The following is a 16074-nucleotide window of genomic DNA, read 5'->3' as shown; positions in this document are numbered from 1 at the left end:
CCCGATCCGTCCCGAGAATTTCAGGATATTCCGTCAATCTCCCCCAGACCTCGCCCCTATGGGAAAAATGCTATTCTTGCCCAATGTGCCCCATCCCACCGGATATGGATTTCCTCGATACATGGCTCCCCGTTACATCGCTCGAGCAAATGGAGAATCATGTCCTATCCCTTTGCGTATGATCGAATTATAAAAATTTCGTTTTGTTTTCAGCTATCCATTGCGCAAAAGTTCGAGCCGGAAGGCCGGTAATTTCCTCGACGAGCGGAAGCACGCGAGACGCTGCCTTAGGTGGGTTAGCGTACCATCCGACGACATAGTCGATCATCTCTTCCTGAACGCCGGACTGGCGCATCCGGGCACGCTCTTCTTCTTCGGACAATTCAATGAACCTTAGATCCCGGCCAAGTTCTGAGCTGATTATTCGAATCTTATCATATGCGGATAGCACTTCAGGTCCGGTCAACGAATAGCTCTTGAAAGCGTGGCCTTCTCCTAATAGCACGGTCGCAGCGACACTTCCAATGTCCGCCTCGTGAATCATAGCATTTAATGCTTGGCCGTTTAGCTGCCTAACCACACCTTCCGACCGGATGGAGTCCGCCCATGCCAGCGTATTGGACATGAATTCAACGTCCGGCTGGAGATGTGTCCATTCCAGACTGCTTGCTTCTACCGCCTCTTCTACCGGCCCTTTCGTGCCGCTCCACAATAGCGTGACTTTTCGTATGCCTGCTTTCGTTGCAAGTTCTACGATTTCAGGCCCGGTGTGCAGCGGAGCGGAGTCGACGCTGTTGAACGTGATCAAGTGCATGGCGGTAGCGCCATGGAGCGCCTCAACCATAGTGTCCGGATCGGTAAGATCCCCGTATACGACTTCCACGGATTGCGGCAGATTCGCGCTTGCAGGATTGCGCGTAAGGGCTCGAACACGAGCGCCCGATCGAATAAGCTGATCAACGATATGCCGTCCTACATTTCCGGTTGCTCCCGTTACTAAAATAGTCATTTGTACTTCCTCCTCAAATCGAATAAATAGATTAGCGAACTCATTTCAATTTACCTCAATCCTCAAACTATTACGCCCTGCATTCGTCTAATGAACGCATAAGAATAAGGTCTTATCCGGAGATAAGACCTTGACTACGACCAATGATTAAACGAACCAATTATTTTTGGTCGCGAACAGTGCGGCTTGCGTACGATCCTGCATCTCTAATTTGGCTAAAATGTGAGTAACATGCGTCTTGACCGTTTTCTCGGAAATATGAAGCTCGGCCGCAATTTCCTTATTGCTTTGACCCAAGGTGATATGCTTCAGGACCACCTTTTCCTTCGCGGTTAGAATAGCAATGCTCTTCCCTTCCTCTTTCTCCGAGACAACGTGGGACATCAGTTGATGTGTTGCTTGCGGATGCAGCGTTTTTACGCCGTCCATGGCGGCTTGAATGGATTCGATCAACACTTCGGGTTTCACATCCTTAAGCTGGTAGCCAATGGCTCCTGCTTTGATGGCTTGAAGAACGGAATCGCGATCCGAGTAGCTGGAAAGTATAATGACTTTTACTTGAGGATAATTTTCCGTTATCTTCCTTGTGGCTTCGATTCCGCTCAATCCCGGCATGATCAAATCCATGAGCACAATATCGGGTTGCAACGCTTGCACTTGCTGCAAAGCCTCTTCCCCGTTATGGGCTTGGCCGACAATTTCAATTACGGCCTGTGTTTGCAAGAAAAACCGCAGTCCTCTTAGCACAACCAAATGATCGTCTACGATCAGAACCTTTATCGTCTTCATTTTATTTCTCCCTCGAGAGCGGCACCGTGACAGAAATGATTGTTCCTTTGCCTTCCATGCTGCTGATTTTTAAGCTTCCGTTAATTTGCGACACTCTTTCTTTCATGCCGATAATGCCGAGCCTTGCCGAGTTCTGCTCTATCTGCTCAGGTACAAAGCCGCAGCCATGGTCCGTTACGCTCATTTGAATGTGATCTTCGATCGACTGAATTTTGATCGTTGCGCGGTTTGTCCTAGCATGCTTACTGACATTATTTAATGCTTCCTGACCGATTCGCCATAAAATTTCTTCTACTTTCTCAGGGAATTGCACGTCATCCCTCATCTGTAAAGTTACGTGCAATCCGATTTTTTCGGCGTATTCCTTTAAAGAAGCAATCATTCCTTTTTCGGCACTATAAGGGCGAAGCTGCCATATTAACGTACGCATTTCGGACAACGTCTCTTGCGATAACAGTTGAATGTCATTTATCCCATCTATGACGAGCGGATTATGGTCTTGTATCATTTCTTTGATGCCTTGCGCTGTCAACGAAAGTGAAAACAGCTTCTGGTTGACGGAGTCGTGCAGATCGAGCGCAAGCCTGTTCCGTTCTTCCGACAACAGCAAGTATTGCCATTCGTCATACAAGCGAATTCTTTCCATTGCCCACGAAATATGATCCGCCAACATCGTCAATATTTCAATCTCCAGCTCGCTGAACATTGAAGATTCTCTTCCGATGAGAAGTATGCCGAGCGGTTCGTTTCTTAATAAGGGCTCTTGTTTTTTTAGAGGTATTGCGATCGAAAACATACTTTCGCTTTGATGGAGTGCGGCAAAAGTGAAAGGTTCATCCTTGCTCTGACATACTTTATGTTCCGTATAAGCCTTATGGATAATATCATCCGAAGATTCCTTTGGCTGCAGGAGTACGGAATCATTTAATAATTTGGAGCTATCGTTGTCATAGAGGGCGCGTAACGTTAAGCGATTGCCTTGATGTATGGCAATGGCCACCGTCGGCCAGTCGAAATACGTTCCGATGTTTGTGACAACGTTTAATAACAGTTCGTTTAAATTATTGATCGTCCAGATCTGTCTGGTCACTTCATTCGTGCTGGCGTAATAATCCACGATGTAACGCGCAATATTGTCGACCGCGAGCTTCTCCTTTTGCTCCAGCAGTCTTGTTCGTTCCACTGCGGTACCGATCTGAAACGCAACCCCTTCAAGAAGGGCAAGCTCTTCGTCGCTGAAATGCTCCTTGCCGGGCGAACCGACATTCAGAAGACCGAAGCGTTCCCCGCATATCGTTAGCGGAACTGTGGCATGATGGGTGAGTTTATTTGTGTCGCCGCGTGAATAAATAACGGAATTATGCAGGCGCTCGCATTCGATGATGTTTACGGCTTGATTAAGCGAGCCTTTCCAGTATAGCTTCAGACAGAAGCATACTTCGCACCGCATCGGTTCTTTATCATTCCGTGCAAGCGCTGGAGGTAAGTTATGGTCCGCCGCATGGTGATAGATCGGCTCTTCGTCCGCCAAAAAGATCCACCCCGTCTTAAGTCCGGTCAATTCGAGCAGCTTCTCCAGCGTGCTTTGAAGCATCAGCTTCATGTCATGGTTCTGGTTCAACGTTTCTGCAATTGTTTTCAGTATAAGCAAGTCCTTGTAATGCAGCTTTTTATCCTCGTACATTCTATTCACCACCACCGTTGAATCGCAATCAATCGAATACCACCAAGATCATACCTTATTTCACCAATCGAATAAATATAAAATGGCATAAAAATAACTCTGTGGACTTTCAGCGATAGATCTAAACGCCGTGCTTCTACGGGATGTTTTTCATTTTGCCTTATCATCCACCCTGTCCGTGTGGGCGAACCTTTCGGGCTTGTCACCTCTAGGCCAAGTCCATGGTGGAGCCTTTCGCTCCGCCTCGCGCTGCTCGGCTTCGCAGGAGTGGATGTCCGAAGCCTGATCTCACTTGCTGACGAAGCATAGCCCACGATGGCGATCTTAGCGGTAAATTTCGATGCCGTGCTCCTACGCTATCGCTTCGTGCGCGCGGTCTGCCCCCTTGTCGGGCTCCGCCAAACGCAAAAAAACACGCTTTATTTGGCGTGTTTGATATTTGTGTTTGGTGGAGCCTAGGGGGATATAACTCGCACAAGCTCGTCTTTCCATTATGGGATGTCCGAATCCTGATCGAATAGCTGACGAAGCTTACTCGACGAGGACTTTTAGCGGTAGATTCAGACGCCGTGCTCCTCCGCATTCGCTACGTCCGCGCGGACTGAACCCCGGGGTTCACCCCCTTATGGGCCCCATCAAAACAATAAAAAAACCACTCCGGATGAAGTAGTTGAATTTATTGTTTTGGTGGAGCCTAGGGGGATCGAACCCCTGACCTCATCGTTGCCAGCGATGCGCTCTCCCGCCATTACCTGTTTAACTATCGAAACCAGTGTCTATGTCATAACCAAGATCCTCAATCGCATTCGTAATCGTTTCAAGTTTAAGCCGGATTTCATCGTACGTGACATTTACGGATCCTTCTTTAAGGTTAACACGCCCTCGTGCTCCAATGTTATTCAGAGCATTCTCTACAGATTTGACGCAATACCCGCAGGACATCCCAATGACTTGAATGACAACATGCTGCAAGTTCATCCCTCCAGGTTATAAATCGTTAATCCAATTTCTTTATTGATCTGGACAATGCTTTCATCAACACATTCGTGCCGCTCATTAATTGGGGATGTAGCTTCGTATGAGGCATTCCGAACTCCGTCCTCTTCTTCTCATTCCATCCCGACCATACGAATGTTAATTCTGTTCGGCCCTGAAGGTCTTTCAATTTGAACGACCAACTCCAATCGTTTCCTAATTCGTATGATAAATTATAAGGAGGATCAACCTGAGTAACTTTGCAGGCTGTTCTGCCTTGCGGTAGCTCCATTTCTGCAAAAAACTCACATCCTAGAACCGGTTGAAAATAATTCGTCGGGTAAAACCATAGAGCGATTCCTTCAGATGTCGAGATAACCTTCCATACTTTATCAATTGGATCATCAAGAATTCGAACCTTACAAATGTCGGGTAACCCATTTGGATTTGAATTTTCCATATTATCTCCTGAATGATTAGATTGAAGATTACTCTGCCGAACAGTACGATTTCGCTTGCTCAATATATCTGTACAACTTCAAGTCGATTCCATGATCCTCTACATCTGGGTTTTCAACGTGGAAACGTTCTACGGCTTTCTCAAGCTCACGATCACCACCGTTAAACATCGCCTGAGATTCGGCTAATCGTTTGGCAAAAGCCACAACCTCTAGAGCATCAGACGGCAGTCCGGATTCGTAAGCTGAACGTAATTTTGAGATGAGCTTATTTGATTCCACTCTAAGTCTTTTCATTTCTTCAGGACCATAACTCTGCCTAATCTGTTCGATTCTCCTTGATAAAAAGTCCTGTTGCTCCGGAGTAAAATACTCCCACACACCGCTCATTCCGGTTCACCCCAGATATCAAATTTATTATGAGTAAAGCCTTGCGCGATCCATCCAGCCATCAGTTTCATCGCTTTATCGAATAGTTCTGAATCGAAATTCTTCCTATGTTCATTTACCAAAAAGATTATTTGCATAATCGTGATTAAAACTTTCGGGTTGGTAGAAATCAATTTGCCTTCCTTCTGCAGGTTTTCAATTACAGGGGAAAAGTGTTTATAACCCAATAGTACATGCTTATCAATATCCTGCTTTGAAACCGTGAGAAGTACTTGATTGAAATCATCCCCACGAAATAACTGTTCCATAAAAGGATCGTGTTTGTACTGATCCATGATGGATATAAACATATTTTGAAATGTCATGGTCATCGATTGAGATTCAGCGCTGTTGAGCTGAGCCAATAATTTTTTTTGAAAATCCAGAGCTTCATGTTCAAAGATGAAAAAATATAGCTCTTCCTTGGACTCGAAAAATTTGTAAAAGGCTGCAGGCGATATACCAGCCGCTTCCGTCAATTGGGCAATGCTTGTTTTCTTCAAACCGAACTTACCAAACAATCGTTTTCCTTCTTTGATTAGAAGCATACGAATGGCTTCTTTTTTATCTTCCGTGAACCCTCGTGCGATCATGATCACCTCCACTTCAATTATATGTAAGAAGCCTTTGATTGTAAATATATAAATTATAAATTTTTTTATTTTTATCAGACCAACAGACAAAACGTATATTCCTCCCTCACTGGAAGATTCGCGGTCCATTCCTGATCGTTTTTCGATTTATTCGTTCAACGGATAAAGGGACATCCGCATAGGTGAAACTTTAGGGTTTCTAGACATTCCACAAAAAAAATCGCAAATATAGGTTGTGTTGGATGTATTGTTTTGGTGGAGCCTAGGGGGATATGACTCGCACAAGCTCGTCTTTCCATTATGGGATGTCCGAATCCTGATCGAATGGCTGACGAAGCTTACTCGACGAGGACTTTTAGCGGTAGATTCAGACGCCGTGCTCCTCCGCATTCGCTACGTCCGCGCGGACTGAACCCCGGGGTTCGCCCCCTTGTCGGGCTCCACCAAACGCAAAAACACGCCTTATTTGGCGTGTTTGATATTTGTGTTTGGTGGAGCCTAGGGGGATCGAACCCCTGACCTCATCGCTGCCAGCGATGCGCTCTCCCAGCTGAGCTAAGGCCCCAAATGGCGACAAGATTGATAATAGCATATTGTCGTCAAATCTGTCAATCCTTATCTATCATGCTGTTGAGCGGATGCTTGGATAGAAGATGATTAAGCTCCTTCATGAACATATCGATATCTTTGAATTGCCGGTATACGGATGCGAATCGGACATACGCGACCTCATCGACAGGGTATAGTTCATTCATGACGAGACCGCCGATTTCGCTGCTGTCCACCTCGGCAAGAGCCGTCGTGCGAAGCTCTTTCTCAACCTCGGATACGATAACCTCCAACCGTTCCACGGGAACGGGACGTTTCTCGCACGCCCGAATCAATCCGCGCAATATTTTGTCACGGCTGAATTCCTCGCGGCTGCCGTCCTTCTTGATGACAATCAGAGGCGTTTCCTCAATCATTTCAAAGGTTGTAAAGCGCCGGCTGCAGCTCTCGCATTCACGGCGGCGGCGAATCGATTTGTTTTCGTTTGCCGGTCTGGAATCTAGAACCTTCGTTCCTGCATTGTCGCAATAGGGACATTTCATGCGGCTGACTTGCCTCCTTCCTTTATCGGTTTTATAGCCTTAAAAAAAACTTTTTCTCAAAAAAATAAATTTTCCATGTAATCCCTGTTATAGCCTTTGATTTTTTGCACATAATACCTTTACCAACCGCAAGGAGGTGAACAACAATGGCTCAAAATCGTAGCAGTAACCAATTGGTTGTACCGCAAGCGACTGCAGCACTTGACCAAATGAAATTCGAAGTGGCTCAAGAGCTAGGCATCGCGATTCCGCAAGACGGATACTACGGCAACATGGCGACTAGAGACGCAGGCTCCATCGGGGGTTCTATTACCCGCCGCCTCGTTCAAATTGCCGAGCAATCCCTTGCTGGTCAATTCAAATAATGATTCATTAAGCTTGTATGAATAACAGACGCTTTGGCTGGGCCCGTCCATGAAGCGGCGGGCCTCCAAGGCTCGTTTTTATTTCGCTGGTTATCAATAATTTAGAAGCTTGGATACAAATCCTTGTACTTATTATAATAATAAATGACCCGCTGTACATAGTGTCTGGTCTCGCCGAATGGAATTTGTTTGACGGTTTCCATTTTCCCATCCCACACGCCCGAATGAAGCCACTTTTGAACATTCCCCGGACCTGCGTTGTATGCGGCTATGGCGGCAATTTTATTTTGCCCGAATTGCTGCGTTAATGAATTTAAATACCAGGAGCCTACCTCGATGCTGACATCGGCCCGATACCTGAGCATGTCCTCCGTCACCCCGGTAAATCCCGCTTTCTGAATGACCCAATCAGCCGTATTCGGCATGATCTGCATTAATCCCAAAGCGCCCTTCTTCGAATCTCGGCCAGTCCGGTAATTGGTTTCACTTCGTATGATGGCCGCGACCAAATGAGGCTCGATGCCGTAATTGCCTGCGCTTGCGCGTATATCCTGCTTGTAATGAACCGGATACATCCATTCGGCCAGCCAGTCGGATTTAAGAAATAATATAGTAATCAATCCGAGCAGCAGGATCAATAACACTCTCTTTTTAACTAATATCCTCATGGCAGACACTTGCTTTTCCAAAAATCATCAATCTGCTGCTCCGTTTCCGCAAGCGTTCCGCCGTTATCAATCACCCAATCGGCCAGAAGCTTCTTCCGTTCGATATCCATCTGCAAAGAAATTCTGCGCTCCGCCTCTTCCTTCGATACTGCATCCCTTTCCATCAAGCGGGTACGCTGCAAATCTGCAGGCACGTACACAACCATTACGCCTTCATAGAGGTTCTGCTGCCCCGTCTCGAACAAGAGAGGAATATCCGCTACGATTAAACGGTTCGGATCCTGCTCTTCATAGCTATGTATCCGCCGCTGCATGCGCTCCCGTATGGCAGGATGAGTGATGGCCTCAAGCTTCGCGAGTAATGTTTTATCCCGAAAGACGATTTCGCCCAGCGCCTTGCGGTTCAAAGACCCGTCAGCCTCCAGAACGGCTTGTCCGAACGTAGAGGCGATTGCCCCTAGTGCCGGCTCGCCGGGAAGAACGACCTCCCTGGCGACTTGATCGGCATCGACCAGCAGCGCGCCGCGCGCCGCGAGCATGCGGGCGACTGTGCTTTTACCGCTGGCAATACCGCCGGTTAATCCGATTTTCATCCTATTCACCTCTGAATTATAACAGCTTCATGATTCCCATCATGATCAATAATATGCCTGGCAGCAAAGATAATGCGTGCATCCCTTTCCACGTAGAGAACCGGAATCCGAAGCGGATGCCGCCTACGAGAAACATGGCGCTCGCCGCAGCGATCGTCAGCGAGGTAAGCAATGCCGGCAAGCCGATCATGGCTGCGCCAAGACCCGCGCCGAATGCGTCAAGCGATAACGCTACGCCCAGCATTACGGCTTCTGAAGCCGAGATCGTGCCTGATTTATCGACATCGGCGGCCTGCGGCGTACGCAGAATCTGAATAACTAAACCTAACCGCTTCAGCTCTACCATGACGATAAGCGCCGCATTGGCAAGCTCCCCTTGACCTTTGTCTGCTGCTGGGCCGGTTACCGCTCCACTCCCGCTTACGCTTCCTGCCAGACCGGTTTCGGCGGCTTCGCTCTCTTCGAGGGTCTGCTTTCCCCTCTTCAGTTGGAACAGCGCCCAGCCGCCAATCGCGATAAGTACGCACGCGCCGATTAGCCGAGCCGCGAACTCGGACAGGAAGCCGGTCAGCCATCCGCCAACCTGCATCGATAGAAAAATAATGATACCCGAGCAGCACGCGATAATAAACACCGAAAGGAACGGGATGCGAATGCGCCGCAGACCGTAAGTAACGCCTACCCCGAACCCATCCAAACTAACAGCAAAAGCAAGCACTAGCAATGATGCAACATGCGCGAACAATCGAAAAGCCCCTCCCCGCACAAGCCTTTGTCTGCATCGCTTCCGTATTCGCGAGTAGACATCCGCCTATTGTTCGTAACACCACATCATATGCGGGGAGTATTTGTCTGTGCATGTCGATCCGTTCCGGCTACTTGACCGCCGTTGACTTCGCCTTGACGATAGGCTGGCATTTGCCGCAAATATGCGTGCCTCTGCCGCCTACCGTAAATTTCTCGATCGGTCTCGCACAGCTTGGGCAAGGATCGCCCTTCCTGCCGTAAACGAGCAGCTCATGCTGGAACATGCCCATCTCGCCCTGCCCGTTTACGTAAGATTTGATCGATGAGCCGCCCGCCTCTACGGCGCGTGCAAGCGTAACACGAATCGCTTCGTAGAGCTTCTTCCACTCTGCGGGCTTCAACGTATCCGGCGTGCGCTCCGGATGAATTCGGGCTTGAAATAACGCTTCATCCACATAAATATTGCCTAGGCCGACAATATACTCTTGATTGAGCAGGAGCGGCTTCAGCTTCGTCGTCCGCTTTGCGAGCTTGCCGCGCAGCGCCTCCAGCGTGAACGACTCCTCGAGCGGCTCGATGCCGAGCTTATTAAGCGGCGGCAGCTCAAGCTCCCGTCCCCGCTCGAATAAATGCATCGTACCGAATTGCCGCACGTCCTTATAACGCAGCTCCGTCCCGTCGTCAAAGTGGAAAATGACATGCGTGTGCTTCTCTACAGGCTCATCCGATCCAAAAACGCCGTATCGGCCTTCCATTCGCAAGTGAGACACGAGCACAAGCCCGTCCAATATAATCCGCAAAAACTTGCCGCGCCGCTCAATGGTTTCGATCTGTTGCCCGGCTAACGCGCCTGCGAACTGCTCCGGCTCTGCGGGCCGCTGTATAATACGCGGGAGATTGACGGTTACGGCTTGAATCCGCTTGCCCGCGACTAATTCGATTAACGTTCTTCTTACCGTTTCTACCTCCGGCAATTCAGGCATTTCTTCTCACCTCAACTACCATTATACCCGAAACCGCACGCCTGCGGGCTACTTTGCCTCATACCAATTCAATCCGTAGCTGACATCCGCCCTTAGAGGAACGTCAAGCTTCAACGCGCCTGCCATCACATCCGGAACAAGCTGCTTCATCAGCTCGAGCTCTTCTTCCGGGACCTCAAAGACGAGCTCATCGTGCACCTGCAGCAGCATGCGGCTCTTCAAGCCGCGCTCGCGCAGCGCCGTGTCCATGTGAACCATCGCAAGCTTGATGATGTCTGCGGCCGTTCCTTGAATCGGCGTATTCATTGCCGTCCGTTCCGCGAAGGAGCGGATGTTGAAGTTGGACGCCTTGATATCGTTCAAATAGCGTCTGCGTCCCAGCAATGTCGTTACATACCCGTCGCGGCGCGCATCGTTTTTGATATCATCCATAAATTGGCGCACGCCTTTAAATACTTCGAGATACTGATTGATAAACTTGCCTGCCTCTGCCCGGTTAATACCCAGGTTCTGTGACAGGCCGAAATCGCTGATGCCGTATACAATTCCGAAATTGACGGCCTTCGCTTGACGTCTCATGTTGGAATCCACCTGCTCAGCCGATACGCCGAATACATCCATTGCCGTCTTGGTATGGATATCCATATCGTGAATGAACGCTTCCTTCAAGTTCTCGTCCCCGGAAATATGGGCGAGGACGCGAAGCTCGATCTGCGAATAGTCGGCCGCCAGAATGTACCACCCCGGCTCGGAAGGCAAGAACGCTTTGCGGATCTTGCGGCCCTCCTCAAGCCGGATCGGAATGTTCTGCAGATTAGGAAACTGGCTGCTTAACCGGCCCGTCGCGGCAATCGTCTGTCGGTAATACGTATGGATTTTTCCGGTCTCCTCCCGCACCTCCTTCAGCAAGCCTTCCACGTAGGTGGACTGCAGCTTGGCCAGCTGACGGTAGTGCAGGATGGAAGGGATAATTTCATGATAGGGAGCAAGCTCCTCCAGCACATCGGCATCGGTCGAATACCCTGTTTTTGTTTTCTTCTTCGCAGGCAGACCAAGCTTCTCGAACAAGATTTCGCCAAGCTGCTTCGGTGATCCGATATTGAACTCGGTTCCCGCATGCTTGTATATATCGCTTACGATTGTGGTCAACTGCCGCTCCAGATCGCTTCCGAGCGCTTCCAGCTCCGCCTTCTCCACCTTAATGCCCAAATGCTCCATGCCGGCAAGAATGCGGGACAGCGGCTGCTCCAGCTCAAAATAAAGCTTGCTCATATCCGTGCGGTTCAGCTCCTCCATGAGCAGCGGCACCAAACGGCGTACCGCTTCCGCTTTGAGCGCCAAGTGACGGTACAGCGTCTGCGCATCCGGCAGCTTGAACTTGGCCCCCTTGCCGTATACCGCATCGTCAGAGGGCAGCGTTGGCTGGCCGTGCTTCTCGTTAATGCTGCTGAGCGTCTGACTCGAGTCCGTCGGATCAAGCAAATACGCGGCAAGCTGAACGTCGAAGGCGGCGCCTCCAAGGCCTATTCCGCTCCACGCCAGAGCCAGCTCCGTTTTGTGCAGATCGAAGCCGTACTTCGGCTTGTCCGGATGCTCCAGCCATTCGCGCAGCTTCCCGGCAAAAGGCTGCTGCAGCACGGCATACGGAAGAGCATAAACGGCCTCCCCCGTCGCTACTGCCAGGCCGATCAGCTCCGCATGATGCGGATTCTCGCCGACGGCTTCTATGTATAAGCCGTTTGTATCCGGCTGCTCCAGCGACTTCAGAAGCTCGATAAGAAACTCCTCGTCGGCAGCCGATTCAATGACCCGGATATTCAATTCGGCTGCGGAAGCCTGCGCGGCCTCTTCCATCTGATCCGCATCGGGGCCCAGCTCCAACCGGTCGATCAATGATTTGAATTCCAGCTTGCGGAACGCTTCGGCCAGCTGCGCGGCATCGTATCCGGCGTAACGGATGCGCTCCGTCTCCTCCTCGATCGGCACCTCGCGGAAAATCGTGGCCAGCTTCTTGCTCATGATTGCGCTGTCTTTATGCGTTTCGATATTTTCCTTCAGCTTGCCCTTCAGCTTGTCCAGATTGTCCAGCACGCTCTCGACCGTGCCGTGCTCATGAAGCAGCTTCAGGGCCGTCTTCTCGCCGACGCCGGGCACGCCCGGAATATTATCCGACGTATCGCCCATTAGACCCTTAAGGTCAATGATTTGCTGCGGCACTAAACCGTACTTCTCCTGAATCGCGGCAGGCGAATATAGATCTACCTCGCTGACGCCCTTGCGCGTTACCGCAATCGTTACGTTGTCGGACGCAAGCTGCAGCATATCCTTGTCTCCCGTGACGACGACAGCCTGTACGCCTTTCTCGTCGGCTCTGCGGGTTAACGTTCCGATAATATCGTCCGCTTCATAGCCGGAGAGCTCAAACTGCGAGATGCTGAAGGCTTGCAGCAGCTCTTTGAGCACCGGGAATTGCTCCGACAGCTCAGGCGGCGTCTTCTGTCTTCCGCCCTTGTACTCGGTATAGCCTTTATGGCGGAAAGTGATCTTGCCGGCATCGAACGCGACGAGCACATGCGTCGGTTGCTCCTGTTCCAGCAGCTTTAACAGCATCGTCGTAAATCCGAAGATCGCATTCGTGTGCTGACCGGCCGAATTCGTCAGCGGCGGCATCGCGAAGAACGCACGGTAAGCGATGCTGTTTCCGTCAATTAACATCCATTTTTCCATTTGGCATCAACACCTCGTTTTGGTAGCATACATACCGGTTATTATACCACAAAATGGGCTTGCCCCAAGCATTGCCTGCCCGTGGAAAGCCCCTTCCGTCATTCTATTATTATACCGCGTCGAAAACGGCAGGTCTTCCGAGCAAGTAGCCTTGCGCATAATGAACGCCCATCGCGCGAACCTTCTCGAGCTCCTCCTCGAGCTCAATCCCTTCTGCAATGATCGAAATATCCATTTTCAAAGCAAGCTGGATTAAGGTATGAAGGATATGCTCCTTCATCTCGTCGAGGTGAATATGCCGGATAATCGAACGGTCGACCTTCAAATAATCCGGCCGCAGCTCCACGATCGACTGCAGCGAGGAATAACCGGCGCCGACGTCATCGATCGCGATCTGATAGCCCTGGCTCCGGTAATGCTCCAGCGCCTTCTTCACCGAGCCGAAATCAGCGATCGAGCTGCGCTCGGTAATTTCGAACACGACATGATGCGGCGATAAACGGTTCTGCTCCAGAAGACTGAGCGTTTGCCCCGGCGAGAAGCCGGGATCCTCCATAATTTGCGCCATGACATTAATGAACAGCTTCTGCTCCTGCCTAAGCGGAATGCAGCCGTCAATCGCCTGCTCCCTCGCCAACCGGTCAAGCGTATAGGTAAGTCCTTCCTCCTCGGCGAATAGAAACAGCTCCATCGGCCCGGCGAACCAGCTCCGGTCATTGGTCCGTGTCAGCGCTTCGTACCCGAATACCTTCCCTTCCCCTAAAGACACGATCGGTTGATAGACGGGGTGAAGCTGGCGCCCGGCGATCAAACGGTTCATTGCCATTCGCTTTAAGCTCCGTTCCATCGCCCCGGCGGACTGTCCATGCAGGATCGCCTTCTTCATCGCTTCGTATCCGATCAGCTGTTCCGCGGGCAGCGTGTCCGCCGCCACGACGGATACGCCCGCATGAAGCTTATGTTCCCAATGAAGCCTCACATCCGGCCGAAGTTCCTTCAGAAATCGCTGCTCCCAATCGGAGGTGTGCTTGCGGGCAAGCTCCAGCAGCCAGCCCTCAAGCAGCTCCTGCCGGCCGCTCGGCAGCCGCATGCGTATGAACAAATCGTCATTCATCCACAGCGTTCCCTCATACAGCATAGAGCTCTTAAATGCGGCCTCCGCCTCCTTCTCCGCGAACGACCGCCACCTTTCGCAGGGGAGTTCATCATTACTCTTCCATTGCCCCGCAGGAAGATGCCACGACAAATAGATCATGCCGAAATAGCCGCCGTTCCTATCATCCACGCCATAGAGCTGCTCAAACACCTGATGCTGTTTCAATTTCACAATCGTTCCTCTCTATGGTGCGCTCCCGTTATATGATCCATCACATAAGTACTGCCCTTCCGCGCCTTCGCCTGCTTCTTCAGCATCGCTGAAAATCTGGATATGTATTCCGTCGTGACCGGCACCTCGCCGTCCCAAAGCATCAGCGACAACGACAGCGATACGCCTTCCTGCTGAATAATATGGCCATGCCTGTCCCGGCAGGTCGTCACCTCTACTCCGCCGTAGAAGGCTTTAATGCCGCTGTCGAAGCGTTCAATCACCGATCTGCACAGCAGCTCCGCGCGGTCGGCGCCGGTCACCGCAATAAAGTCATCGCCGCCGATATGTCCGGTAAAATCAGCTCCGCTCCCAAGCCTCTCCTGCTCCTTGCGCAGCACATCGGCCAAATACCGGATCAAATCGTCGCCCAGGACAAACCCAAAGCAATCGTTATACCATTTAAAATAATCCAGATCCGCATAAATAACCGCGAAAGGAAGCCCGAGTTCGATTCTTCGCTCCAATTCGCGCTGAATTTCTTCATTGCCCGGCAGACCCGTAAGCGGATTCGCCCCTCTGGCCGCCTCCGTCCGGAGCGCGGTAATGCATTCGAGAATCGAACGAAGCGAAGCCGCACCTGTCAATTGGCCGTTCTTCGTGATGAGAACGACATCGTACAGCTGCGAGAAATCGCTTGCCATCGCGAGCTGCGACACCTGCTCGACAGGCAGCTGTTCATCAACGATAAGCGGCTGGCCGTTCATGATTCGTTCCACCGGCCTGTTCCAGTAGAGCGGAAGGCCGAATTGGCCCGCCAGCATTTGATGCAGCTTCTCCTTCATCAAGATGCCGACCGGACGGCCATGATCCACAATGACGGCCGCTTGCGTTCTCGCATCCGCGTCGAATAAATACGCAATCTCCGACACGCGGGCCTGCGGCGGGAACAAAGGAACGGGATTAGCCAGTTCACCGATCCGGACGGTCCTGCCCTGCAGCTCCGGGCGATAGGTTCGAGGCTGGCTGCCTTCTGACGTTAGATCTGCGGCTGCTCGGGCATTATCCAACCGCATCGCCGCGGCATCGTCACGAATGACGCAGGTCGCTTCATTCCTTTTGCCGCTCTCTGCGGCCTCGAGAAGAAGCCGATAGATGTCCGTCTCGGCAGAATAGCCGGTCGAGATTGAATGGGCAACCGCAATACCGACTGCCGCGCCGACGCTCCAGCTCTCGTATGACGGCATTTTCTCGTTCCCTACAAGCTGCTGCAGCCGGCTCTTCAAGCGTTCAGCCGCCTTCTCCACGGATGCCTGGATTGGCTCGTCCTTCAGCTTCCTAAGAAAATAAAAGCATTCAGCTTCGAGCTGCTGACGCCAGAACATGGCGGACTCGCCGTTCTCCCAATTCTTTATAGCCGCTTCGGCAGCCGGGAATCCCGGCCGGGAGCGTACATGTATGACGCCGATTCCGCCGTCTTGCCGGTGCTTCTTCATCCTGCGGATCAGTTCCCGATTAAATAATCCAAATCCAACCTCATCCATCCGGATCCCCTCAATCAACAATCGTCAATATCAGCAGCTTTGTTTTTTATATTACCAATCAATTGTGAATTTAGATCTATAAATCCGTAAAGTTTCGGTAAAATTCAGCATTT

Annotated in this window: 16 protein-coding genes and 1 tRNA gene; 1 reads left to right on the top strand and 16 read right to left on the bottom strand. The window is 50.8% G+C overall.

All coding sequences use genetic code 11. The annotated features are described in order from the left end of the window. Nucleotides 1-187: 187 nt before the first annotated feature. The 9 genes from H581_RS0110875 to nrdR all read right to left on the bottom strand — a co-directional run bounded on the left by H581_RS0110875 (nucleotide 188) and on the right by nrdR (nucleotide 7028). Nucleotides 188-1009 (bottom strand): NmrA family NAD(P)-binding protein, encoded by an 822-nt coding sequence (locus tag H581_RS0110875; RefSeq protein WP_028610006.1) that lies wholly within the window; start codon nucleotides 1007-1009, stop codon nucleotides 188-190. Nucleotides 1010-1156: 147 nt separating this feature from the next. Next, complete coding sequence (locus tag H581_RS0110870; protein WP_028610005.1) at nucleotides 1157-1798, bottom strand: response regulator; 642 nt, start codon at nucleotides 1796-1798, stop codon at nucleotides 1157-1159. 1 nt (nucleotide 1799) lies between these two features. Beyond that, nucleotides 1800-3482, bottom strand: coding sequence for a GAF domain-containing protein (locus H581_RS0110865; RefSeq protein WP_028610004.1), 1683 nt, complete (start codon nucleotides 3480-3482; stop codon nucleotides 1800-1802). Between the two features lie 756 nt (nucleotides 3483-4238). Next, entirely contained in the window at nucleotides 4239-4460 is a 222-nt protein-coding gene (locus H581_RS0110860) for a cation transporter (RefSeq protein ID WP_036718467.1), read from the bottom strand. A gap of 19 nt (nucleotides 4461-4479) precedes the next feature. Continuing rightward, a complete protein-coding gene (locus H581_RS0110855; protein WP_028610002.1) occupies nucleotides 4480-4917 on the bottom strand; it encodes an SRPBCC family protein in 438 nt (145 codons plus the stop codon). 28 nt (nucleotides 4918-4945) lie between these two features. Then, a complete protein-coding gene (locus tag H581_RS0110850; protein ID WP_028610001.1) occupies nucleotides 4946-5305 on the bottom strand; it encodes a TipAS antibiotic-recognition domain-containing protein in 360 nt (119 codons plus the stop codon). Next, nucleotides 5302-5937: a TetR/AcrR family transcriptional regulator gene (locus H581_RS0110845; protein ID WP_169507494.1), complete on the bottom strand. Its 636-nt coding sequence runs from the start codon at nucleotides 5935-5937 to the stop codon at nucleotides 5302-5304. The genes H581_RS0110850 and H581_RS0110845 overlap by 4 nt, the downstream gene beginning before the upstream one ends. A gap of 489 nt (nucleotides 5938-6426) precedes the next feature. Further along, nucleotides 6427-6502: transfer RNA gene (locus H581_RS0110840), tRNA-Ala, on the bottom strand. A gap of 43 nt (nucleotides 6503-6545) precedes the next feature. Further along, entirely contained in the window at nucleotides 6546-7028 is a 483-nt protein-coding gene (gene nrdR, locus H581_RS0110835) for a transcriptional regulator NrdR (RefSeq protein ID WP_028609999.1), read from the bottom strand. Between the two features lie 146 nt (nucleotides 7029-7174). Between nrdR and H581_RS0110830 the strand changes: the two genes are divergently transcribed. After that, nucleotides 7175-7393 carry an alpha/beta-type small acid-soluble spore protein gene (locus H581_RS0110830; protein ID WP_028609998.1) on the top strand — a complete coding sequence of 73 codons (219 nt, stop codon included), beginning with the start codon at nucleotides 7175-7177 and terminating at the stop codon, nucleotides 7391-7393. A 101-nt stretch (nucleotides 7394-7494) separates the two neighbouring features. On the opposite strand, the gene H581_RS0110825 is transcribed toward H581_RS0110830, so the two are convergent. The 7 genes from H581_RS0110825 to H581_RS36390 form a co-directional block, all read right to left on the bottom strand. After that, nucleotides 7495-8061, bottom strand: coding sequence for a lytic transglycosylase domain-containing protein (locus tag H581_RS0110825; RefSeq protein ID WP_028609997.1), 567 nt, complete (start codon nucleotides 8059-8061; stop codon nucleotides 7495-7497). Beyond that, the gene (gene coaE, locus H581_RS0110820; protein ID WP_028609996.1) at nucleotides 8058-8654 is read right to left on the bottom strand and encodes a dephospho-CoA kinase; all 597 of its coding nucleotides are present in this window, start codon (nucleotides 8652-8654) and stop codon (nucleotides 8058-8060) included. The genes H581_RS0110825 and coaE overlap by 4 nt, the downstream gene beginning before the upstream one ends. A 16-nt stretch (nucleotides 8655-8670) precedes the next feature. Continuing rightward, on the bottom strand, nucleotides 8671-9399 hold the full coding sequence (locus H581_RS0110815) for an MntP/YtaF family protein (protein ID WP_028609995.1): 729 nt from the start codon (nucleotides 9397-9399) through the stop codon (nucleotides 8671-8673). A 130-nt stretch (nucleotides 9400-9529) separates the two neighbouring features. Next, on the bottom strand, nucleotides 9530-10384 hold the full coding sequence (gene mutM / locus H581_RS0110810) for a DNA-formamidopyrimidine glycosylase (protein ID WP_028609994.1): 855 nt from the start codon (nucleotides 10382-10384) through the stop codon (nucleotides 9530-9532). A 48-nt stretch (nucleotides 10385-10432) separates the two neighbouring features. Continuing rightward, entirely contained in the window at nucleotides 10433-13111 is a 2679-nt protein-coding gene (gene polA, locus H581_RS0110805; RefSeq protein ID WP_028609993.1) for a DNA polymerase I, read from the bottom strand. Nucleotides 13112-13220: 109 nt separating this feature from the next. Then, nucleotides 13221-14438, bottom strand: coding sequence for an EAL domain-containing protein (locus tag H581_RS33730; protein ID WP_051250671.1), 1218 nt, complete (start codon nucleotides 14436-14438; stop codon nucleotides 13221-13223). Beyond that, nucleotides 14435-15961 (bottom strand): GGDEF domain-containing protein, encoded by a 1527-nt coding sequence (locus H581_RS36390; RefSeq protein WP_051250669.1) that lies wholly within the window; start codon nucleotides 15959-15961, stop codon nucleotides 14435-14437. The genes H581_RS33730 and H581_RS36390 overlap by 4 nt, the downstream gene beginning before the upstream one ends. Between the last annotated feature and the right edge of the window lie 113 nt (nucleotides 15962-16074).

The sequence above is a fragment of the Paenibacillus harenae DSM 16969 genome (assembly GCF_000422465.1).
GTDB classification, from domain to species: Bacteria; Bacillota; Bacilli; order Paenibacillales; family Paenibacillaceae; genus Pristimantibacillus; species Pristimantibacillus harenae.
The sequence above is the reverse complement of the archived record's forward strand: the minus strand, read 5'-3'. Positions and strand labels throughout refer to the sequence as shown.